Here is a 22,104-nt window from a genome sequence, read left to right on the forward strand (position 1 = left end):
CGCAGAGAACGCAGAGAGAGGAGTAAGAGTTAATAGGGTGCGTCTGCTTTTAGTCGTCAATTATTGATAAAATAATTCGCGGATTACGCACCATACAACTACAAGTTTATTCTTTAGACCTATTGCAAAAAAAATATGTGTTATTCTTAAAAGTTTGCTCAAGTTTAGGTCAAACTTTGAATTATTGGGTTGATTGGCATCTCCTTAAACTTGCCGGGCCTGCTAGATTATAAAATTAGCTAAACTTTCGATAATAGCACAAAATTATTTTGCAATAGGTCTATTGTTGTGTAAGATATTTGGTCAGTTCTGAAACTTCACCAGCGCGTTGCCAGTCACCATCTCCTCGCCTAACTTTTGTGCGAGCTGTAATTTTCTGAACTTCCCAGAGTTGTAATTTGGTGTACGGGCCCTCTGCTTTACCCGATCGGAACACGTACCAGTCAGCAACTTCGGGGGCTGCTTGTCTCACAGGTCGCATCCGAGTTGCTCCAGCATCGGCACTCAGTTGATTGAGTTCTTGTTCTATTGGATTTGGATCGGGTAAGTTTGTGGGAGCCGACGATCGCCTTTTTTGCTTTGCAGCAGGTGCGGTGGAATTCTGTGATCGCCTTTCTTGCTTTGCCGCCCGTCGCCGACGCGCCCAAAGATCATATTGATAGAGGTAAGCGGTGGCAACAGGCAAACAGGAGAGGGCGATTGTTAATTTCCACATTGAAGATTCTCGATCGGAAGGCGCGGCAATAATAAGTGCACCAACGAATAGCGAGAAGAAGAAGCCGAAGAACAGAACCACGAAGGCATTTAACCCTTCTCTCCAGTGCCGCCAAGTTCCCGAACACCGCTTGCTGGTAAGCCATTGATGGATGCGATCGTAGTTCGGGACTTGACTCGGTAAACCTGTGATAGCTGCTTCGATCGTTGCGGCAGTTAGGTAGTGAAGGAATGTAAACAGGAATGGCTGCACCAGCCAAGCAACCGTCAGCAAGATGAAAAAATCACCGGTGTTACTAACTTCTGGGATGCCACTGATTACAAAAAAGCCGAAGATCCTGGAAAGAACGAAACCCCTTAACCATGAGATAGGATAAGGAAACCACGCGGGCCATGATGGAATTTTCATGAGCTTGCAATTAGGAGTTCGTTTGTTTAGTAGGGGTTTCAACCGCCGACTTTTATCTTAGCAATGTGCGCTGCGCGCACCCGAAGATTAAATAAATCCGTGTTCTGCTAAGAATTCGGGTGTAATTGTTCCCAAACTGTTGATTGCCGGGGTTTCTTCCCACGGTTCGGGATGGGATTTTGAGCCGCTGCGGAGAAATTTGGCGACATATTTGCCCAGAATATCTGCTTCTAAGTTTACTAAACTTCCTGGTTGTAAATAGCTGAGGTTTGTCTCACCAAAACTGTGGGGAATGACAGCAACTTCAAACCAATTGCCGTCAGCATCGCAATCTGCCACGGTTAAGCTGATGCCGTTGACGGCGATGCTGCCCTTGGAAACGATGTAAGGTGCGATTTGACGTTGCCATCCCGAATTTGCTGTTGGTGGGGCAGTAAACCGCATCTCCCAAGCGTTGGCGGTTTGGGTTGATGTGGCTAAAGTGCCGATCGCATCTACGTGCCCCGTCACAAAATGTCCCCCCAATTTGCTACCGGCGCGCAGGGAGGTTTCTAGGTTCACCAAAGCATCGGGGAATGATCCCAGAGTAGTGCGGCGGAGAGTTTCTGGGGAAGCGACGGCGACAAAACCTTGCGGCAGAACTTCCACTACCGTCAAACAGACTCCATCGACGGCTACGCTGTCCCCAATGGCTAAATCTTGTAAAATCTGGTAGGAGTTCTTTGATGTGCAGGAAATTTGGAAATAATCGTTGCCTAGCGACTTCAGCTTTCCGAGAGATTGAATTAGTCCTGTAAACATAAGTATTTTTCCTTAGTAGATCGCTTATTTACATGAAACCATAGAGACAAACCAGAGACAGGAGGTTTTGCCGTCCCCCTGTCCCCCCAGGGCGGTTTCATTCTCACCAAAAACATGAATTTTGTAGGGGTAGTGCCCCCGTGCCTACCCCGCCACAGACGACTGTACAGGCGTTTGGGACATGGGGGCAGCCACGGGGGGCTGCCCCTACAAGAGAATGAAACAGCCCTGCCTCTCCCCCGAGTCAATCTAAAATCTAAAATCTAAAATCTAAAATCGATAGTCCCAGATCTGTTGCAGATTCCGGCGAAGATCAAGTCATACTGGATTTAGGTGATCTTTATGTCCAAGTTCTCTACTGCCTTACAGTTTCTTAATTCTATGAGGCCGATCGAATGATTGAAATGAAAGTCGCTGGAATTGCCTTAGATGCAGCCACGCGCAGCCCTATTGTCCTATTGAGAGACTCTACTGAGCGACGCGCTTTGCCTATTTATATCGGTCAGGAGCAAGCAAAAGCTATTATTAGCGCGATCGAAGGCCACAAGCCTCCTCGGCCCTTAACTCACGATCTGATGGTCAATTTTTTAGAGGCATGGAGTCTTACCTTGGAGCGCATAGTTATTCACTCGCTGCAAGATAACACGTTTTATGCCGTGCTGATCGTCCGTCAGGGAGAAGTTAAAAAAGAGATCGATGCCCGACCTAGCGACGCGATCGCCCTGGCCTTGCGAACGAACTGCCCCATCTGGGTGATGGAAGAAGTCGTCGCCGATGCTTCGATACCGGTCGATCGAGATGCTGATGAGGCAGAACGCCGGGCCTTCCGGGAATTTATCTCAAACCTCCGTCCAGAGGATTTGATTAAGAGAAGCGGCTTCAGCCCGGGCGAAACTTCATAAACTTTATGCGCTATCGACGGTTTGGCAAAACTAACTTGCACCTGTCTGTATTTTCCTTGGGAACCATGCGCTATTTGGCTTCTGAGGAAACTGCCTGTCAGACTGTACAACAGGCGGTGTCTCAGGGAATCAATCACCTGGAAACGGCTGCGGGTTACGGTTGCAGCGAGGAATATCTTGGCGCGGCCCTTTCGGCTGGTTTGTCTGTCGATCGATCGCGCCTCCACGTCACTACAAAAATTTCCCCAACCGAGGATGCAGCAGCAATGGAACGCTGTATCGACGCATCCCTCAAACGCTTGAATTTAGACTATATCGATTGTCTGGCAATTCACGGTTTGAATACTTGGGAACATTTGGCTTGGGTGCGATCGCCCACAGGCTGCATGGAAGCTGTACGCAAAGCCCTCGCCGATGGTCGCATTCGGCACGTCGGCTTTTCGACTCACGGGCCTCTGGATCTGATTTTGGCTGCAATCAATACAGATTTGTTTGAATTTGTCAATCTGCATTATTACTATTTTTTTCAGCGCAACGCCCCGGCAATTGAACTCGCCAAAGACAAAGATATGGGCGTTTTCATCATTTCCCCGGCAGATAAAGGAGGGCAACTCTACACGCCCCCAGAAACTCTCGCACAATTGTGCTCGCCTTTCTCGCCCTTAGAGTTAAACTATCGGTTTTTACTTAGCGATACGAGGATTGGGACTTTGAGTGTGGGCCCTGCAAATGCGACAGAATTAGAGCAACCTCTGAAATATTGCGATCGCGACTTTCCTCTCACCAACGCCGAAATCGCTGCGTTCGATCGGCTAGAATCGGCTATTGCCGCCAGTTTGAAGACCGACAAATGCAGCCAGTGCTATGCCTGTTTGCCTTGCCCGGAAAACATCAACATTCCCGAAGTATTGCGACTCCGCAATCTCGCCGTCGGGTGCGACATGACTGACTTTGGCAAATACCGCTACGCCATGTTTGAAAATGCCGGACACTGGTTTCCCGGCAACAAAGGCAACCGCTGCACCGATTGTGGCGAATGTTTGCCCCGGTGTCCTGAAGAGTTAGACATCCCAACTTTGCTCAAAGATACTCACCAGCGACTGGGCGGCAAAGCAGGCAGGCGGTTGTGGGATTGAAAAAAAGGTAAAGCAGGGAAAAGGCGATCGAGCATATCTAAAGTTTTGCAATAATTAGGCTAAACTTTGGTTTAAGTAAATTTACGATACAGTTGATGGAAAATTACTTAGTCTGGCGACTGTCTGCAAGAGCATCCCGATTTTGCAAAAAGCGTTTTCAAAGGAGTGCGAGCATCCTGCACAGCCAAGCCTATATCTAAGCGCAAGCACTCCTTTGAAAGCCATCATTGGGATGCTGCGAACAAACTTTCAATAGGAACCGACAGTATATGTAAAAACAGCTAAATAAGATAATCTGATTAACACCTAGAAACTGATTTCTGTGAGCATACCCCAGTCATTTTCTTGCTTGGTTGGTTGGCGCCGACGAGAGGCAACAATTTTAGGATAATATCATGTGCGATCGATTAACCATAATATCCCGGTCGGATCGGGTTTTTGAGATTGTCAATTATTGGCAGGTATTGTTGGTGAGGGAAACCCCTACAAAAACCGCGGTCGTTCAACAGGACATGATATGAGTGATTAACCGAACTCGATATAAAATCTAAAATCGTTCAACTGATCGCTCACGCCGAAATCTAAAATCTAAAATCTAAAATCTAAAATCTAAAATCTAAAATTGATTACCTTCCAGATTAATTTATCGCCTGTCATCTATAACCGATTCAGCATCTACTATTATGGCTCATACTCAGTTAAACGACAGCCAGCAAAATTGTCTGCAGCAAACTAAAGTTGCGACTTCCGAAAGATTTAAAACAGCTTTCAAGCCGTCCACTTACAACTTGTCCGTCACCAGAAAACAGCTAATTGGACTGGTGGCTTTACAAACAATTTTGCCAGTCGGAATAACGGTAGCAGCACTGTGGTTAACATCGGCAATTGGAAGCAACGAACTCCAAAATCAAGCTAAATTAGAACTGAGCCTTAGTGAAATTAACTACAATCTCAAACTCGATCGCGCCGCCGACCGTTTGCAAAACTCCTCTGACAGTCAAACGATCGCCCAAATAGCCTTAGCTTACAACAGCGGCAAAAATTTATCATATTTGCAAAAATCTGTCAATCAAATTCTAGAAAATCAAGTCAAAACAGGGGAAATAGACAGCGCGGCCTTAGTTGGAAAAAACAGGCAGATAGTGGTTAGCATAAACTCTAACCAGAAGGGAAAAACTTTTAACCTGCCAAAAATAGTCGATCGAGTATTCGCTGCAAAAAACCCAATTACAGCTACCGAAATCCTTGCAAAATCGGAAGTTCAGGAACAATTGGGATCTTTGCCGCCCGGAAAGGGCGATCGCCCTGTGCTCGTCCGCTACGCAGCAATTCCCGTAAAAGATCCAAAAACTCAGACAGTGATTGCTGCCTTAGTCTTAAGAAAAATTATCAGCCAAACGTCGGCAGTTGCTAGCAGCGAAATGCTCAACTTACAGGGCGGCGGATATCAGGCTATCTACACACTGCTGGCTGACGGCAAATTTGTCTTGGCAAGTTCGCAAGCAGTTACAAAAAACCAACAGTTACCAGACTTAAATTCCATAGACAAATCTCTCCTACAATCTGCACTCGCCGGTGGGGGCAAACCAGTCGCCGGAAACGTACAAACAGGCAGTCAAACTTATGCAGTAGCTGCCAAATCCCTCGGCAATTTAGCGGGAAAACCCGCAGCAATTTTAGTGCGGGGCATCCCCAAAACCTCGATCGCAACTTGGTGGGGCAACAACTGGCTGCTGGCAATGTCTGCGGCTGCCGTTGTCCCCTTCACCTTGGGCGTTGCAGTCACGCGCCGGATTGCCAAACCCGCTAACTCAGATTTATTAACAGCAGAGGGGAATTGGGCATTTAACTCCACCGCCGAACCGCAGCAGCGAGCTCGGAAGTTCGTTGGCGAAGCCCTCGAAGAGGATCGGATTTCCGACAATTTAAATTTCGGCGAATTCCCCGATTTATTTCCCAAAAAATCGAGTTTAAACGGTCAATTAGCGGTCGATTTTCGATATAAAAAAATTACCGGCGATGGCCCGTTAGCGTTAGCGAAGCGATCCGAAGGAAAGCCCGCCTCTACGGGGGCTACGCCAACGAAGAGGATCGCAAATCCCCAGATCCTGCTAACTTTCCAACCCCTAGAATTGCCCGCAAACTCCGTCTCAAATCAGTCGCGGCCGGCAAATACAGAACTAGAAAAAAGCGCGATCGCCTTAAATCTAGTCCAAGAAGCTTGGCAAGACTTAAATCGCCTCAACTGGGAATTGCAGCCAGAAATACTCGATTGCCAAAACACTCAAAAAGCCCTGCGAAAGAGCGAAGCACTGCTGCAAGCGATCTTAGACAACTCAACAGCAGTAATTTACATCAAAGACCTTGACGGAAAATACCTGCTCACCAACCGCCATTTTGACAATTTATTCGACATCGCCAAAGAGCAAATAACAGGGAAAACCGACGGCGATATTTTTCCCCAAGACAAAGCAGCAGCCTTGCGAGAAAATGACCTGAAAGTTCTCGAATCCTCCTCGCCCCTAACCATCGAAGAAATCATCCCTCAAGACGATGGCCCGCACACTTATATTTCTCTGAAATTTCCCCTCTGCAACTCCGAAGGTAAAGCTTATGCAGTCGGTACAATTTCTACAGATGTGAGCGATCGCAAACTTGCCGAACTCACCCTAGAAAAAGCCAAAGCAGAATTAGAAATAGAAGTCGAACAGCGCACCCTATTCCTCAAACAAGCCAACGAACTCTTGCAGTTTGAACTCGCCGCCAGAGTCCGCGGCGCCATCACAGTCAGACAAATGACCGCTCAGGTAGCCCGACACGCCAGAACAGTTGACGGCATTCTCGACGCTTCTCTTGACCTAATTTTTCTGGTAGATCGATCGGGAAAATACACTTACGTCAGCCGCACCGCCGCTCAAGCTGCAGGCATGAACCCCAGAGAAATGATTAGCAAAACCTGGCAGGAATTAGGCTGGTCGCCAACAATTATGCAGCGGGTTCACCAAGAATGCCACGGCATATTTGCCACAGCCGAGCCCGTGAAAGGCGAAGTAATTGTCCCCACCGCAAGCTGGGGAACCCGCGACTACGAGTACATTCTCAGCCCGCTTTGTGCCACAGACGGCAGCGTCGAAGCGGTGGTGGCGACACTGCGGGATATCACCGAACGCAAAGACGCTGAGGAAGCATGGCAGTTGGCTAAAGAAGCCGCAGAACTCGCCAACCGCGCCAAGAGTGCTTTTCTGGCAAATATGAGCCACGAGTTACGCACTCCTCTCAACGCGATTATCGGCTACAGCGATATGCTAGCGGAAGATGCCGAAGAGTTAGGCAACTTACAGGTAGTCTCGGATTTAGACAAAATTCGCACTGCTGGCAAACACTTGCTGCGCCTAATTGACGGCATTCTCGACATTTCCAAAATTGAAGCTGACAAGATGGAGATTTACCTCGAAAGCTTTGATGTTGGAGGCTTAATTGAGGAGGTGGTAACAACTATCAAACCGCTAATGGATAAAAACGGCAATACTTTGCAAGTATTGAGTTCTGACAATATCGGCGCGATGCACGGCGATTTGATGAAAGTGCGGCAGGTAATGCTGAATTTGCTCAGCAATGCTGCTAAATTTTCTGCGAATGGGACGATCGTACTTACTGTCGAAAGAATTACCAGCGAAGAATTAAAAAATAAATATCAACCGAGAGTTGCTCAACTGTTAATTTTAGATGCAGAATTTTTAATTTTCCGAGTGACGGACACGGGCATCGGCATGACAAAAGAGCAGCAAGAGCGACTGTTTCAACCTTTCACTCAAGCCGACAATTCAACTACTCGCAAGTACGGCGGTACTGGTTTGGGACTGACTATCAGCCAGCGTTTCTGTCAGATGATGGGCGGCGACATTGAAGTTTCTAGCGAGTTAAATTGCGGTTCTACTTTTACTGCTTGTCTGCCTGCTTCATTGTTTAGGCGATCGGAATTTTAACACTGAAAGCAGCAATAAGAGTCGGCGGTTGAAACCGCTACTATACAAACAAAGTCCGCCTCCGCGGACTGAAGAATAATAAAATTAACTTCCAGGCTCCAGCCTGGGAACCTAAATCTAGAGGCTCTGCCTCGCTTGGAAACATGGAGGCAGAGCCTCCGGATCTGCTTTACTAGGCTGGAGCCTAGTAACGAGTAATTTAAAATTATCTGCGTTTATCCGTGTTTATCTGCCTTACATCTGCGGTTTCTGTATTAATGAATGATTTATACAATCTTGGCTAATAATATGATGAATTACCACAAAATGCGCCACGAAAATCAAGTTTCTCGCCGCAAACACGGCATTTTGACAAAAAGTTTATTCTTGTTCCCGATCGCCTGTTCTGCGTGCCTCGGAGCCTTGCTGTGGGGACAATCTGCGGCATTTTCCCAGCAGCCGGCTTGTCCGACTGGCAGCGCTGCTAATTTCCCGTCGCCCCCGCTTTCGCAAACCGAAAAAAGCGTGCCGAGTCTGTGGTTAGCTCAAAAACTCTATGGCGGAAAATTGCTCGATCGCTGGTTTGTCGATCCTGGCAATACTTGGGTAATTATCATAGTTAACCGCCAACTTTGGAGTTTGCTCGATTATATGGAACGCTATCAGTTTGTCAACCGCTTTGGCACTGTCGCCAACGATTATGGTTACAATGTGCGAGTTTGCAACCGTCAAGGCACTGCTTTGGCAGTTTATTCGTGCAAGGGCGATCGGCTTAACTGTCGGATTGATTTAGAATCTCTCTCAAATCCAGGTCTTCGAGGCAAACTCAAAGGCTTTTAGTAGGGTGCGTCAGCTAGAGAGATTTTTGGGATAATCGATAAATCAAAAGCTGACGCACCCACATTTTAGCTGACAAATGCCGTTTATAATTCGTATAAAAAAATGAAAACAACCCTTGATCTTCCTGCTGAATTAGAACCTTTTCGCCAAGAAATTGAAAGTTCAGAAAAGCCTGTTATCAAAATCACTTACGAACGAAAGGCAACTGATTTCTGGTCAAGCAAATTTGGCGGAGTGCCTTACTTGCCGAAAGGTTACGATTTTCCCAAAGATAGTGATGGAAAATATATGCACCTTTTGGCACAACTCAATTTTGAGGAAATCTTTGCCCAAGTGCCATATTTAGCCCCTTTTCCCAAACAAGGAATTTTGCAATTTTATATCGGTGACACAGATTTGTATGGCATGGATTTAGACAATTTGGACAATCAAAAAGATTTCAAACTATTGTATGTTGCTGAGATTGATAAAAATAATTTTTCCACAGATTTTGCTTTTTTATTAAATCAAGAATTGGAGGGCTTTTCACCTTTAAATTACAACGATGTGAATAATCCTCAAGAATGTTTGGCTTTAGACTTTAGTCTCCACCATGAGTGGATTGGTTGCGAAGACTATCAATTCAAACATTTTTTTACTATCGAAAGTATAGAAAAATTATCTAATTTAATGAGAGCAGATAACTTCAAATTAGGACGTTGGTATAATGCTAATATAGGTAATTATCAGACTAAAATAGGTGGTTATGCCTACTTTACACAAACTGACCCTCGTGAGGATAGTCCGCAATACAAAGACCATAAAGTTTTGCTCTTACAAATGATGAGTGATGGGGAGATTTGTTGGGGTGATTGTGGAGTAGGAAACTTTTTTATTCGTGCTGAAGATTTAGAAATATTAGATTTTTCCAAGGTGATTTATAATTACGATTGTCATTAAAATTAAAATACCAACACTTCAACCCGTGCTATTTTTTTATTTTTCTAAGGTACGTAGTTGCGCTTCAGCGCTCTTTGGAAGCATCTCATTTTTGTAAAAAGCATTTTTTCTTTGAATAATGTCCCGATCGCCTATTGTACAATACGGGAGCGGGGACAGCACTATAAATGCAAAACTGCTCCCTGCTCTTTCATAGATAAAAGAGCGCTGAAGCGCAGCTACGTACCTCAAAACGTAGTGAAATTTTAGCCTTTCACTACTTGCCGAATTTCTTGCCAGAGCGATCGATACAGCGAGATCCCCGCATCCCCAAACGGCAGCAGAAAGTCGCTAGCAGCAAGAATCTTAGCATCCGGCAACAACACAGAATTAGTGCGAACAGCTTCCGGCAAATCCTCTGGTTTCATACCGACAATTATCGGCGAACTAGCCTTAGCCAGCAAAGATAATTGAGGAGCAATCCGAGGCTGTAAGCAAAAATCAATCCATTTTTCCACTAAAGAAACTGGATTTCCTGATGCTGGTTGTACCCACAAATCTGTCCAAAGTGCAGTTCCCGAAACTGGAATTACTAAAGCAATATCCTTTTGAGTTTGCAGCAGCGGCAGCAAGTCCCCAGAGGAACCTACTGCCAACCAAGTATCGCCTAAAATTAATGGTTGCAGGTAAGCGTCAGAACTATAAAGTTTAACTTGTTGGTGCAGATTTGCGAGTTCTTGTTTAAGATTTGGGACTTGATCTAATTGCTGCGTATTGTAAGATTTTCCGAGTTTTTTTAATGTTAAACCGATAACTTCTCTGGCACTGTCCGGCAGAGAAATTCGATCGCGCAATTCTGATCGCCACAAGTCTTTCCAATCTGTCGGAGTCCACCCCAAAGCCTTAAATTTATCTGTTCGATAGGCAATTACTGTACTTCCCCAGCGGTAAGGTGCGCCCCAAATTTTACCTTTAGGATCTAATTGACCGTCATCGTTGCGCCGGACGAGTTTTTGCCATCTTTCGGGCAATTGTGGCCAATTAGCAAACTTAGCAGGATCGATCGGCTGAATCAATTTTTGCCGAATTGCCAAAGTCAGCCAGTAATCTCCCAACATCACCAAGTCAGCTTGATTTTTTGATTTGGGAACCTGTTTCCACTCCTGCAACAGGGCGAATAATTCTTTTAATTGTGGTTCTTGCGTTACCTGCAAAAGCGGAGACGGTTGTACATCGCGGCTAAATTTGCTTACCAGTTGGGCCGGAATACCGTTTTTGAGCGATCGAATTTTGAGAATCGGCTTCGAGTCGCACCCTGCCGCCAATTGACTTAAAGTTAGGGTGGCGGCCCCCAATAGCAAAGACCTTCGTTTCACCTGTGAATCCGCTTTTCTAAATATTGACCGATGGTTTTGTGTTCTACAGCCCAGGAAATAATTGTTTGTCGAGTCCGGTAGTTGGCGCCGATTTGTCTTATTTCTTTGTCAAACACAGAGCCATTGTACTCGGTTCTGCTGCGCTCTGAATCTGTTTGACTCTTGCCCTGATTTTACCTTCTAACTTGTCGATCGAGCTTTCCGATGCCGAAAACTCCCTCAGCTTAACGCCTAATTTCTCTGCGAAAAGTTCCTTTGAGCAAGTTGTGATCACCAGCCGGGTCGATCGACTGCATCTGTGTTACATTTTTTAATATAACGAAACAATGAGAGCGCTGCCATCTGCCGTTGGATGAGGCTTTTTTCACAACCGAAGTGAAAAATCCTTTTTAAATCGGCGACAGCTTAATAACTAAAAAAACTAAAAATCCATTCATCTGAATCCTGAAAGCACTGATGAGAGCGAAGTCAATCTAATAGGACGCTCTGCGATCAGACTCTCAGAAACCCGACGTTTTAGCTGTGATTGAAGGTTTGAACGAAGTATGGGGGTTAACCCACCCGGTTCCTGTGTCCAAGACTATCTAAAACCTAAAATCTAAAATCTACAATCGACTCACCAATGGCGATCGATTATCTTCAAGCTGGCTCCCTAAATCTACTGTCAGGATTGGGAACACAACAATTACGTCAAAAATTAAATAATTTAGTGATAAATCCAAGTTATGTAAAGATTTACCTAAAATGTAAAGATATAAGTTACGAGCCAAAGGATGATTGTATGGAAGCGCTCCGCCAGCAAGTTACAGTATTGAGCCAACAAGTCGAGGCTCTCTACAAACTCATAGAAAACCTCAATGAAAAGCTCTTGGAGTCGGCCAAGGAGACGAAGCTGACCCAGCAACAGAGAAACGATCGCTCTGGAACGCTAGGAAATGACCAAACCTCGCCCTATCAAAGCTACAGCAGTCTCGACGGCATCCTCGAACACAAAGACATACTGTTAGATGACAGCTACTTCGACAAGAATTCTCAAAGCCTGGAAAAAGAGCTGAGCGCCGAGATTCAAATCCAGCGCTTAACAGCTCAGCTAACAGCAGCTTACAATCGAATTGCCGCCTTGGAAGAACAGTTGCTCTCCAAAAGAATGCACTCGCAACATCTAGGCGGGCCTAATTAAATATTGCTAGCGGGGATCGGGCATTAATCCAAAAACAAATACAAGTTGCGTTGATTTATGCTCGTCTATTTATAGAGTGATTTCATAGAGTTTTTTCGATCGCGCAATTAACAGGAAGAATACTGCATGAAAGCGAGATATTGTGTAGAAATAGGAATGCTATTTCTTTGGTGAACAAGATTTTTTTACAAACCGCAGAGGGCGCAGAGGACGCAGAGAGATAGAAGAAAGAGAAGAAAGAGAAGAAAGAGAGAAGTTCACAAATCCGGCATCGATTCTTATAACTATCTACTTAATGTTTAATCTCACAGCGCGAGGCTAAAGCTTCAACAGCGTGGAGGAGTTGAGTTGGAGTCCAATTTGCAGCTAGGCCACTGGCGATCGCACACGCACCCGCACCGACACCTTCTTTAACATAGCCGCGATCGTAAGCTTGCAGTTGCCCGTAGCGAGATCCAGCAAAACTTAGCTGCGCCGCCAACAGAGGCACACCGCCGATCTCATTAGCAAGTCCTACCGTGTCCCCTGTAGGGTCTTCGGCCACCCAGCGCGTAGTCCCCACCGCAACTTGTTCGGGACTCCATAGCAGAGCATATTCACGGGCTAAGGCTTGCATCAAAGCGTACACTGCCAGCATTTGCGTGCCCCCAGCCAGAAGCACCCCACAAGTCCGACTCGCGGCGATCGCCATTGCCGCCACCGCTATTTGCATCGGATCGCCCACTGCCGCTACCAATTCCAGGGGAGTCCTGTTTTGTCCGCCAATTTCCCACTCAGCATTATTGAGTCCCGCTGTCACCGCAGCCAATTTTTGAGCGTGATTGCAGCGAGGATGAGAACTATTAACTTTGCCCGCCGCTGCAATACCCAAACCCATTAACACGCCCAAAGCAGTAGTCGTTCCTCCAACTACGCACTCCCCTAAAATTAAATAGCTGCCATTAGTTTGAGCAGCCAATTTAGCTCCCCAAATTAATCCTTGTTCGAGCAAATGTTTGACTGTTTTTAGTTCTAAAGCATTCCCAGAAATCAGACACTTTGCGGGAGTGCCGCCCAAATCAATTGCAGGTACGGGAGGTGGGAGGGGCAAACCAGCATTAAATAGGTAAAGGGGAAGTTCCAAAGCTTCGACTACAGCGCGAGATATCAGTACCGGCGAGGCACCCGCTTCTAGGGGCGGCAAAGGATATTGGGGCGACGGTTGGGGGCCGTTATACAAAAATTCTGCATCGGCCAAACAAGTAAATTGTCGATCGTGCGGGGTTGCTCCTGCTGCTGAAATCCCCGGAATTAAGCCAGTAGCGGTAAATCCTAACACGCAGGCAAATATCGGTTTTTGTCCCCGATAGCGATCGAGCCACCGCTGCCCCTGTTCGATTTCTGTATAAATACCAATCATAAATTAGTCATTAGTCAGTAGTCATTAGTCAGTCATTAGACCTCTGCAATAATTATTGTGGAACAGGCATCTTGCCTGTTCAAGACTTGTTTTGCAGGAGAGGTCTATTAGTTATTAGTCATTAGTTATTTAGTAGCAATTAGCAATTAGCAATGCCCAATGCCCGATGCCCAATCACTACTCTTCATAATCGATCAAAACTTGCACCCAGCTTGGTGGCCGCGGAATTGGATTTCCCAAACGATCTAATAGCAGCAAAGCTACTAAATGCACTACAAATAAATAGACAATATTGTTAACCAAAATCATCCCAGCGGCGATCGCCCCAATAGTGTTCAAACTCGGTACATTAAGCCAGCCTAGCTTCACAAACACCCATTCCACCATCTCTGTTACCTGGGCCGTTACGTAAACCCAAAGATCTTGACCCACCAACGCTGACAGCAGCCAAAACCGAAAAAAGAAGCCTACAGTACCAATGAGAGCACCCACACTAATAGAGAGTGACCACCTCGCTTTGCGCCTCCAAAGTCCTCCCAGCGCAACTCCCATAATTCCAAAAGGCATCACGTATAAAATGCTCCGCGTCGGGCCCATCAGTACCGACAACAGCAAACCCGATACCAAAGCTGCCATCCAAGCTGCTCGGTTGCCCCAACGCAAGTAAACTAGGGCGATGGGTATCGGGAAAAAAACCCGCAGCAAAGGCCCCAACGGAAAGTAATAATTTACCAGCCAAATTAAGCTAGCGGTACTTGCCAAAAAAGCCGTTTCTACAAGCCTTAAAGGTGCTTCCCCAGAGGCGCGCCTCCCCGGATCTGGATTTGTGCGATCGCCAGCCATTGCTGAAATATCGGCGGTTTGCTGCTCGTTATTTGTACTGGGGGAACTACTCGAATTAGATGCAGCATCTGCTGACAAAAAATCACTCATCCGATTTTAGATTTTAGATTTTAGATTTTAGATTTTACGGGGATTGCGCCCGATACGGCTGATTCCCGATTTTCCGATTTTAGATTTTAGATTTTAGATTTTACGGGACTTGCGCCCGATACGGCTGATTCCCGGTTTCAGTGTTTGGATGCCTCGCCGCCAAATTTAATATTGCTCGCAGAAACCGGGTTTCGGTAGGAACGCAAGTCTTATTTTAGATGGATTTTCTCAGCAAAAATTTTCAGCAGCATTATTTTTCAATTTTGGCTTCCTGGATTACCAACACCGAACAAGATGCGTGGTGAACGACATAATTGCTGACGCTGCCGAGGAAAGCTTCTGTGAACCCCGTGCGGCCACGCCTCCCCAACACTATTAAATCTGCGCCCCAATTTTCGGCGGATTCACAGATACAATGCCCCGGATCGCCCTCCATTTTGCAGTCAAATTCCACCTGCAATCCTTTGTTTGCTGCAGCGTCGCAGTAATTTTTCAGCAAACCCGAAGCCTGTTTTACCTCCCTTTCCAGCCGCAAACGTTGAGCTTGATAAGCTTGATCCATTAACTCGACATTCATGCCCAAATCTACCGGAATTGGCACTGCCGTCTCCCCCATGGTGCTGACAGTAACGCAGTTCAATAGCATCACCTGGGCGCGATCGTTCAGAGCTAATTCTAAAGCTTGGGTGAAGACGCGGTGGCCCAGTTCAGAATCATCTAAGGCGGCGAAAATTTTCTTAAAACTCACAGCTTTACCTCCTGCGGGAAATCATTAATATCAGTTAGTTAACAGAGAGTGCTTTTGAATTAGATTCAATAAAAGCAAACTCTGATACTTCTAGACTAACAGACGCTCTAAGGCGTGCAGATCAGGAATGCACAAAACGTCACGTTCGCGCTGAATAGTTCCTTTTTTTTCCAGCTTGCTCAGCACTCGCGTTACTGTTTCGCGAGCCAGCCCGCTGAGGCTGCTCAATTCTCTGTGTGGCAGGTTGGGAATTTCTGTACCTCCTGTTTCCAGGATTTTTTTGCCTTGCCCCTCGGCCAAAAATAAGAGAATATCTGCTACTCGCGAGGTACTGTCGGACTCTCGCAAACGCAGGCGGCGGTTGACTTGTCGCAGGCGACGCGCCATCAGTTGAGCTAGGCGAATGCCTGCTAGCGGCTCGGTATGAATGAGCTGCACAAAATCCTGAGATGGCATATTGCCGATCAGTGTCGGGGCTAGGGTGATCACATCTGTCGATCGCGGTGCTTCTTCGATCGCGGCCATTTCCCCGAATAATTCTCCTTTCCCTAAAATATTCAGTGTTACTTCTTTTCCGTCTAGGTTGTAGGTGCGAATTTTCACCCAACCATCCAATATAAAATACACTGATGTCCCCCAGTCATTTTCGAGTAAAATCACTTGATTTGACGGATGACTGCGGGTAACGATGTGGACAGTTGCTCTCTCGATTACAGGATCGGGTAATCCTGCAAAAAAAGGAGTAGAAACTATCAATTGATTTATATTAGAATTCGGATCTCGGGTGTTAAAGCGGTCTTCCATGAGGCCATCATTTTAATTTATGCGCTTGAGCTGCGCTGGGCAGTTACAAATAGCTTGCAGCCGAGTCATTCGATTTGAGATTCAAGATTTGAGAAACAAGGATCTAAAATCGGAAATTTTACCTCTAAAGTTTTGCGGTCAAAGGCTCAATATGGTAATTAATAGCCTCAAGCTCTGATTGGGAGCTAGAAACTAAAGAATATACCATAATTTTTTAGATATATACCACTGAGCAAATTTTATTAACAAAATTTTAGCAATGTGGCAAACGACTGAGCCGATCGAATTACGTTTGAAAGCACTTCGCGAAGACAAGCTTAACACTGCTGAGAGATTTGTTGTCACTCTTGCCCTGCTGTCGAGAAGGCAGAATCCACGATCACAAGCCTGCAAGCACGTCAGACAGATCCCAAATCCGAGCAACTGCCCAGAACCTGGCAAATGTCAGCACGATCGGCAAAATCCACAGCCATTGCAAGCCTAAATACTGGCGCTCTTCCCGAGCCAAACCCACCCACTTCCCAGCAAACTTTTCTGCTACCCCAAGATTATTGTACCATTAGTATCTAGCCATGTATACAGATAAAAGGCTATAATAAAAGGTTACTCAAACGCAGTATACGGGGACAATCCCGAATCTCGGTCTCCCAAATCGCAAATTGTTTGAGGTTTTTTCCAAGTCGGCGAAAGAGCAAGAGACAGTGGCGCGCCACCATGCTAACGAAACTCGCGGTGACAGTGTGCGGCCCGCCCTTCAAGCGGGTGAAGGCAAAAGTTCGTCGGGATCGCAGCTATTCCGAGCACGAATCAGCCTCCGGGTAGGGAAACTCGCCCCTGAGCCGCAGAATTTGACAGCACTTGCAATTGATAGAAGCGGGCATTTGGTGCGGAAGTACCGGCTAACCTATGATAGGCAATAGAAGTTATCCGAAGACAAAAGGTTAATTAACTGTTGTCAGAAAATATTAGTGAATTATTGAGCGAAAGCATCCTGGATACAAGCCCCCGGATTCATCCGTCCAGAAATAAAAAACCTGTATCCGAGAAACTTGCCCCCCGAATTGATCCGTGCGGTCAATGCTTCAATCTAAAATCTAAAATCTAAAATCTAAAATCGATTGACTGACTCGCATTCAGATTATTCTATCTATTGGCATCGCTGCCGCCTGACCGAAAGCATCCAGGATACAAGCCCCCGGATTCATCCGTCCAGAAATAAAAAACCTGTATCCGATAAAGGAGCCCCCGAATTGATCCGTGAGGTCAATGCTTCAATCTAAAATCTAAAATCTAAAATCTAAAATCGATTGACTTCAGTCTTTTTTCGGTAAAGTTTCTCCCAAGCCGCATTCCCAGAGGTTCCGCCCTTGAATTCTCAGAAGTACAAAATTCAAGCACTGATTGCTGAGATAGACGAGGTACTCAGCAAGCCCGCACCCCGCTTGCCTTGGACGGGTTCTCTTGATACTGTCCACCAGCGCCAACTTTTAGAGCGAGTTCGCGCTTATCTGGTTTCCTCAGACTCAAAGCTAACGGCCCCAAAGGCCCCCGCCCGCCCAAATGTTCGCCCGCAACCAGTTCCAGTACCCAAAGTGCCTCTGCCCGCCCCTGGCCCCTCAGCAGCAGAGCAAATCATGCTTGCCGTAACCGGAGAAATTAGCCACCTGCGTTCAAGCCTGACAGGGCCGCTCCAAGAAGACATAGAAGCTCTGCGGCAAGAACAGCAAGCTCTAATTCAAGAAATCAAACAGCTAGAAGCAAAACGGCAGCAGCAACAATCCCTAGCTCAGCAACAAGCCAACCAACAGCAAATCATTACTGAATTCTTGCAGGTACTGACTGCCCGCTTGGAAGAAACCTTGACTAGCGATTTCTCCCAAATTCTAAGTTCCCTAGAAAATCAGTTATTGCAAAGCAGCGCAGTACCTTACTCTTTGGGCAGCGCACAATCAGAAGCATCGGCTCTTGAGGTAACACTTAACCGACGAACCTCAGAAGAACAACCGCTGCTGACGCCGGCTCAGAGGTTCGAGCAAATGCAACTTGTGCAATCTCGTGCTGACAGTCTGCTGATGAGTCTCGATTCTAGGATGGCTATCGTGTTCGAGGCTTTGCAAGCAAATCTGCAAAGCTATCAAGCTTCCTTGAGACAAGAACTCGAAAATATGTACGGTTTGAGCCAGCAGAGCGAGGCGATGTTCGCGGCTTTTCTCAACCACTTGGCCTCACAGTTGGGGCGAGAAGCGTCTTCCTACGTTCAACAGCCGATCGATTTAGCAAATAATCTCGAAACCGTCACCCCAAACGCAGCCGATCGATCTCCTGTCGCTCCCGCCCTTTCAAATACTGCAGAGACTCTGACAGGAGACTCGGTGCAGTCCAATCGCACCGGCGAATTCGGAGAACAAGACAGATTTCCCTACGCCGGTACAGAAATTTCTCCGCAATTTCGACAATTGAGGCGCGATCGCGATCGCATTCAAGCCCCAATTTTGCTCCCGGAGTTGGAAGACAATTTGTTGGGTTCTACACCCGAAACATCTAGAAATGCTACTCGGTTTCCTGGCGGCGAATCGGAAAATACGTTAACAGAAACAGACGAAGAGATTGAGGATTTGTATGCAAGTTTGTTCGCGGGAGAAGCGGTTCCTGAAGTAGAATTACAAGTCGAAAGTTTCCCGGTAGAGAATACTGTAATTGAAACCCAAAGTGAAGGTGTAGAATATCAAGCGGCGACGGAAAAGGAAACTGCCGACTCCCTAAAAATGACCGAAGATTTGTTTGTAAATCTGCTGGATGAAGGCGAATCTCTGGAAGAGATTTTAGTAGATGACGGTTCAGACTTTGTAATGGGGAATTATGTAGAGTCTCTAACTTTAGATAGTGCCGATTTATTTGAACCGCAAGTAACAACAGTACCTCAAGTTTCAGAACCACCAGCCTCAACCGCCGAGGTGCAACTTGACGCGGACGATCGAGAAAATCGAGAAACGGGTCAAAACCAAGGCGAGCAGTTGGGCGCTGCGATGCCTGAATCGCCACCTTTGCCGTTGAGAACACCTGTAGAAATTAGCCCTCACCGACCCAGTGCCACGCCCGCTGTAACAAGTGTCGGTGACTTTCAAACTGGCGAGTTCGACTCATCCTCGCAGCGGCTCGATGATGGCTACATCCAAGCTTCGGCGGACGAGGATTTGCTGCCGGTCGAGGAATTAGAAGATGACCTCGATCGAGCTTTAAATTTGGACAACAATACTCTGGAACTGTTGGAGACAGACCTCTACAATCTGGAGGGATTGGGAAATAGTAGCTTCGGGCGATCGAATTCCTCAGCCATTAACAGCTTGGATTTATCGGCGAGTTCCCCCGAAGGCATTGCAAACAATCCCTTTGCGGAGGCGGCAGAGGAAGAACTCGGCACGCTGGAGGATTTGTTCTCCGATGTGTTGGAACTCTCCTCTGATGATGAACCCTTTGTTTTGGAAGACGAACTTGAGGATGATTTGTTGGCGGAGGAAGAAGACTCGAATTTGACGCTAGACGAGATTTTGGCTAGTTTAACCGAGACCGATCGACCTTTGACTGATTCTCCCCCTCCAGAAACTGCCGAAACTAACGAACTGCGATCGAGTCCTCCAGAAAGTCAAAAAAAAAACCTAATTTCGACAGAGAGTAAAGCAGGAGTTGTTGAGGGGAAAACCGATTTTAGCGAGTTTGCCAGGACACAGCAGCAAGAGTCGGCTGGGCATTCTGCAGCAGGTGCGATCGCCCCATCCCCAGAACGCCAGAATTCTAGCTGGTATTTGGGGATTGATTTCGGTTCCAGTGGCCTGTCTGCGGCTTTGCTCGATCGTACCCGCGGCGAATTGCACCCGATTTACTGGGAAGCATCGCAGGCTGAGGCTTGGGCAGCAGACGCCAGTTGTCGGATTCCCTCGGCTGCGGTGCTGGCGAACACAGCCCCAGGAAGCCCAGGGTCAGAGGTGACAGTCAAGTCGGTGGGATTCCGACCCCAGGCTTTGCCTGCAGAAGAATTTTTACTGGAAAATTTTAAATTGCCTTTAAAGGTGGGCATTCCTTATCAGCGGGAGGCTGCTGGGATGTACGAACCGCTGTTGCAGTGGTCGCCCTTGCAGGCTTTTTCGATCGCCTTGCCGCTGCAATGTGTGCGGGCACTGCTGGCTACTTTGAATCCGAGTTTGCGGGGACAAAAATTATTTGACGGCGAGGGGGAAGTTTTGGATTCTGCACCAAGGGCGATTTGTGCAGGATTGCCAGTTTCTAATTTAATTTGTAGGGCTTCGGGACTGACGCCAGAAACTCTCGATGCGGCGCTTTTAGACTTGCAGGGTGTAATTTTGGGGACTCCTGCCGGCTGGTCGGATGTTTATATGTTTAATCTGCGGGAGGCGGTTTTGGGCGCGTCTCTGGTGGCTTCGAGTTCGCAAATTTTTGTGGTGGAAGATGCGATCGCCACTTTGCTTGCTGCTGTAACTCCTGTGAAAAATGGCATGGAAGTCGAGTCGTCAGCCGTGGATTCTGCTAAGGGCGGTGAAGAAGCTGCACCGCTGACTGTGAATGCTTCGTCTTTTAGCGGGGGAACTTTGATTTTGAATGCGGGGGCGGCGACGGTGGAATTAGCTTTAGTTGAGTTGCCGTCCAATCTTCAAGATTTAACTCGTGCTGATTTTACTTGCCACAGTTTTGCTTTTGCTGGCGATGCTTTCGATCAGGATATTATCTGTCAGTTGTTGGCTAAAAATGAAACTTGGGGAATGTCGATCGATTTGCCACGTCCGGGGCATCCAGATTTGCCTAGCCGCTATCAATTGCAGCAGCAGTTACAAGGTTCTGCTTTTGGCCTGCAATTGTTAGACGCGGCAAGACAAATAAAAGTTATTTTGCAACATCAAAAAAGTTTTGCTTTGGATATTGGTCAGCACCATTGGGATGTGAAGCGCAAAGATTTGGAAAGTCTCGTTTTAGTGCCTTTTGTGCAGCAGTTGAACCGTGAATTGAATGCTTTGCTCAGCCGCGCGGGAATGTCGCCGGCGGGGATTAATCAGGCGATTTGTGCGGGGGGTATGGGTGCTTGGCCTGCGATCGCCCGCTGGTTGCGGCAGAAGCTGCCGAATGCGATCGTGGTTCAAGACCAGGAATTGCAGGGCGATCGAGATATTTTTGAGATTCACAATTCTGCATTAAATTCTGTATCTCAAAGTACAAATTTTCCCCAAAAAATTGGTCGAGTTGCCTGCGGGTTGGCGAGTTTGGCTCTCTATCCTCACATTTTGGATGTGTCGCAGCAGCAGTACAGCGACTTTTTTCTGCTGTGGGAATTAATGAAGGTTTTGGGCGGGGAAACTTTGAACTTTCAGGAAATTTTGCAGTTGTTGGAACGCCAGGGCGTGAATACCCGCACCTGCGAACCCCGGATTTTGCGGATTTTGGAAGGAAATTTGCCGGCGGGACTTGTGCCTGCGGAGGAAGATTTCATGCTGTTGGCCGAGGAGTCGAGGCAAAATCCTGATTGGGAAGAAATTTTGGCTGAGCCACTTTTCTTTGAAGATGTCTCACGGGGTTATCGGTTGAATCTCGAACACGCCTTTGTGGTTCGCAAATATTTAGGCAAACTCGCCTCTAGCAGCCAGCAAAAATTGTTAGAGCCGCTAACACTTGCTTGGGATGTTCGCACAGATATTTATCGCTAAAGGGCAAAAAACCCGGTTTCTCAGTAGTATCCTCCCTGTCTTCCGGGAAGAGTCCTAGTCGAAACCAGGTTTTTTTGCGTCCAGGACTAACTTTTTTCTGTAAATTTACGTAAGTTTACAGAAATTTTATACGTTTTTAGAAGAAATACACAGAAACTTTATAAAAGTGTGGTTGCTTTTTAAAGATTGTGCAAAGCTCAGTATTTGAGGTTATGCAGATTTGGCGAGACTAATAAGATGGACGTGAGATGTCGTTAAAGTTGAGACA

At 46.7% G+C, this 22,104-nt stretch carries 16 protein-coding genes; 8 read left to right on the forward strand and 8 right to left on the reverse strand.

Going from position 1 to position 22,104, the window contains the following annotated elements; all coding sequences use genetic code 11:
- Nucleotides 1-280: 280 nt before the first annotated feature.
- Together QUA43_RS09765 and ribE are read right to left on the reverse strand one after the other, a co-directional pair.
- Nucleotides 281-1,123: a GYF domain-containing protein gene (locus QUA43_RS09765; RefSeq protein ID WP_333373320.1), complete on the reverse strand. Its 843-nt coding sequence runs from the start codon at nucleotides 1,121-1,123 to the stop codon at nucleotides 281-283.
- A gap of 87 nt (nucleotides 1,124-1,210) precedes the next feature.
- Nucleotides 1,211-1,924, reverse strand: coding sequence for a riboflavin synthase (ribE, locus tag QUA43_RS09770; protein ID WP_333373323.1), 714 nt, complete (start codon nucleotides 1,922-1,924; stop codon nucleotides 1,211-1,213).
- Nucleotides 1,925-2,319: 395 nt separating this feature from the next.
- Here ribE and QUA43_RS09775 point away from each other — a divergent pair, with 395 nt between their 5' ends.
- The 5 genes from QUA43_RS09775 to QUA43_RS09795 all read left to right on the forward strand — a co-directional run bounded on the left by QUA43_RS09775 (nucleotide 2,320) and on the right by QUA43_RS09795 (nucleotide 9,706).
- On the forward strand, nucleotides 2,320-2,826 hold the full coding sequence (locus QUA43_RS09775; RefSeq protein ID WP_333319515.1) for a bifunctional nuclease family protein: 507 nt from the start codon (nucleotides 2,320-2,322) through the stop codon (nucleotides 2,824-2,826).
- A 5-nt stretch (nucleotides 2,827-2,831) separates the two neighbouring features.
- Nucleotides 2,832-3,962 (forward strand): aldo/keto reductase, encoded by a 1,131-nt coding sequence (locus tag QUA43_RS09780; protein WP_333373326.1) that lies wholly within the window; start codon nucleotides 2,832-2,834, stop codon nucleotides 3,960-3,962.
- Nucleotides 3,963-4,645: 683 nt separating this feature from the next.
- Complete coding sequence (locus tag QUA43_RS09785) at nucleotides 4,646-7,948, forward strand: PAS domain-containing protein (protein WP_333373329.1); 3,303 nt, start codon at nucleotides 4,646-4,648, stop codon at nucleotides 7,946-7,948.
- Between the two features lie 288 nt (nucleotides 7,949-8,236).
- Nucleotides 8,237-8,767 carry a hypothetical protein gene (locus QUA43_RS09790; RefSeq protein WP_333373332.1) on the forward strand — a complete coding sequence of 177 codons (531 nt, stop codon included), beginning with the start codon at nucleotides 8,237-8,239 and terminating at the stop codon, nucleotides 8,765-8,767.
- Between the two features lie 102 nt (nucleotides 8,768-8,869).
- The gene (locus QUA43_RS09795) at nucleotides 8,870-9,706 is read left to right on the forward strand and encodes a YwqG family protein (protein WP_333373335.1); all 837 of its coding nucleotides are present in this window, start codon (nucleotides 8,870-8,872) and stop codon (nucleotides 9,704-9,706) included.
- A gap of 245 nt (nucleotides 9,707-9,951) precedes the next feature.
- On the opposite strand, the gene QUA43_RS09800 is transcribed toward QUA43_RS09795, so the two are convergent.
- Entirely contained in the window at nucleotides 9,952-11,061 is a 1,110-nt protein-coding gene (locus QUA43_RS09800) for an extracellular solute-binding protein (RefSeq protein WP_333373337.1), read from the reverse strand.
- 155 nt (nucleotides 11,062-11,216) lie between these two features.
- On the opposite strand from QUA43_RS09800, the gene QUA43_RS09805 reads away from it, so the two are divergent.
- Both QUA43_RS09805 and QUA43_RS09810 read left to right on the forward strand, forming a co-directional pair.
- The gene (locus tag QUA43_RS09805; protein ID WP_333373339.1) at nucleotides 11,217-11,375 is read left to right on the forward strand and encodes a hypothetical protein; all 159 of its coding nucleotides are present in this window, start codon (nucleotides 11,217-11,219) and stop codon (nucleotides 11,373-11,375) included.
- A gap of 467 nt (nucleotides 11,376-11,842) precedes the next feature.
- Entirely contained in the window at nucleotides 11,843-12,241 is a 399-nt protein-coding gene (locus tag QUA43_RS09810; RefSeq protein ID WP_333373342.1) for a hypothetical protein, read from the forward strand.
- Between the two features lie 292 nt (nucleotides 12,242-12,533).
- Here the strand turns inward: QUA43_RS09810 and cobT are convergent, their stop codons facing one another.
- From cobT to QUA43_RS09835, 5 genes are all read right to left on the reverse strand, one after another.
- On the reverse strand, nucleotides 12,534-13,640 hold the full coding sequence (gene cobT, locus QUA43_RS09815) for a nicotinate mononucleotide-dependent phosphoribosyltransferase CobT (protein ID WP_333373344.1): 1,107 nt from the start codon (nucleotides 13,638-13,640) through the stop codon (nucleotides 12,534-12,536).
- Between the two features lie 177 nt (nucleotides 13,641-13,817).
- Nucleotides 13,818-14,573, reverse strand: a complete 756-nt coding sequence (locus QUA43_RS09820; RefSeq protein ID WP_333373346.1) for a DUF2232 domain-containing protein — start codon at nucleotides 14,571-14,573, stop codon at nucleotides 13,818-13,820.
- Nucleotides 14,574-14,823: 250 nt separating this feature from the next.
- The gene (locus QUA43_RS09825; RefSeq protein ID WP_333373348.1) at nucleotides 14,824-15,321 is read right to left on the reverse strand and encodes a universal stress protein; all 498 of its coding nucleotides are present in this window, start codon (nucleotides 15,319-15,321) and stop codon (nucleotides 14,824-14,826) included.
- 90 nt (nucleotides 15,322-15,411) lie between these two features.
- Nucleotides 15,412-16,125 (reverse strand): Crp/Fnr family transcriptional regulator, encoded by a 714-nt coding sequence (locus QUA43_RS09830; RefSeq protein WP_190663937.1) that lies wholly within the window; start codon nucleotides 16,123-16,125, stop codon nucleotides 15,412-15,414.
- 379 nt (nucleotides 16,126-16,504) lie between these two features.
- Nucleotides 16,505-16,633 (reverse strand): hypothetical protein, encoded by a 129-nt coding sequence (locus QUA43_RS09835; protein ID WP_333373351.1) that lies wholly within the window; start codon nucleotides 16,631-16,633, stop codon nucleotides 16,505-16,507.
- An 859-nt stretch (nucleotides 16,634-17,492) separates the two neighbouring features.
- On the opposite strand from QUA43_RS09835, the gene QUA43_RS09840 reads away from it, so the two are divergent.
- Complete coding sequence (locus QUA43_RS09840) at nucleotides 17,493-21,836, forward strand: hypothetical protein (RefSeq protein WP_333373354.1); 4,344 nt, start codon at nucleotides 17,493-17,495, stop codon at nucleotides 21,834-21,836.
- Nucleotides 21,837-22,104 lie beyond the last annotated feature (268 nt).

The organism is Microcoleus sp. N9_B4 (assembly GCF_036701635.1).
Classification (GTDB): domain Bacteria; phylum Cyanobacteriota; class Cyanobacteriia; order Cyanobacteriales; family Microcoleaceae; genus Microcoleus.

What these genes read in the sequence shown, in the direction of transcription:
- QUA43_RS09780 (WP_333373326.1), top strand. Translation starts at nt 2,832, where the DNA reads ATGCGCTATCGACGGTTTGGCAAAACTAACTTGCACCTGTCTGTATTT.
- QUA43_RS09820 (WP_333373346.1), bottom strand. Translation starts at nt 14,573, where the DNA reads ATGAGTGATTTTTTGTCAGCAGATGCTGCATCTAATTCGAGTAGTTCC.
- cobT (WP_333373344.1), bottom strand. Translation starts at nt 13,640, where the DNA reads ATGATTGGTATTTATACAGAAATCGAACAGGGGCAGCGGTGGCTCGAT.
- QUA43_RS09785 (WP_333373329.1), top strand. Translation starts at nt 4,646, where the DNA reads ATGGCTCATACTCAGTTAAACGACAGCCAGCAAAATTGTCTGCAGCAA.
- QUA43_RS09765 (WP_333373320.1), bottom strand. Translation starts at nt 1,123, where the DNA reads ATGAAAATTCCATCATGGCCCGCGTGGTTTCCTTATCCTATCTCATGG.
- ribE (WP_333373323.1), bottom strand. Translation starts at nt 1,924, where the DNA reads ATGTTTACAGGACTAATTCAATCTCTCGGAAAGCTGAAGTCGCTAGGC.
- QUA43_RS09810 (WP_333373342.1), top strand. Translation starts at nt 11,843, where the DNA reads ATGGAAGCGCTCCGCCAGCAAGTTACAGTATTGAGCCAACAAGTCGAG.
- QUA43_RS09790 (WP_333373332.1), top strand. Translation starts at nt 8,237, where the DNA reads ATGATGAATTACCACAAAATGCGCCACGAAAATCAAGTTTCTCGCCGC.
- QUA43_RS09775 (WP_333319515.1), top strand. Translation starts at nt 2,320, where the DNA reads ATGATTGAAATGAAAGTCGCTGGAATTGCCTTAGATGCAGCCACGCGC.
- QUA43_RS09795 (WP_333373335.1), top strand. Translation starts at nt 8,870, where the DNA reads ATGAAAACAACCCTTGATCTTCCTGCTGAATTAGAACCTTTTCGCCAA.
- QUA43_RS09830 (WP_190663937.1), bottom strand. Translation starts at nt 16,125, where the DNA reads ATGGAAGACCGCTTTAACACCCGAGATCCGAATTCTAATATAAATCAA.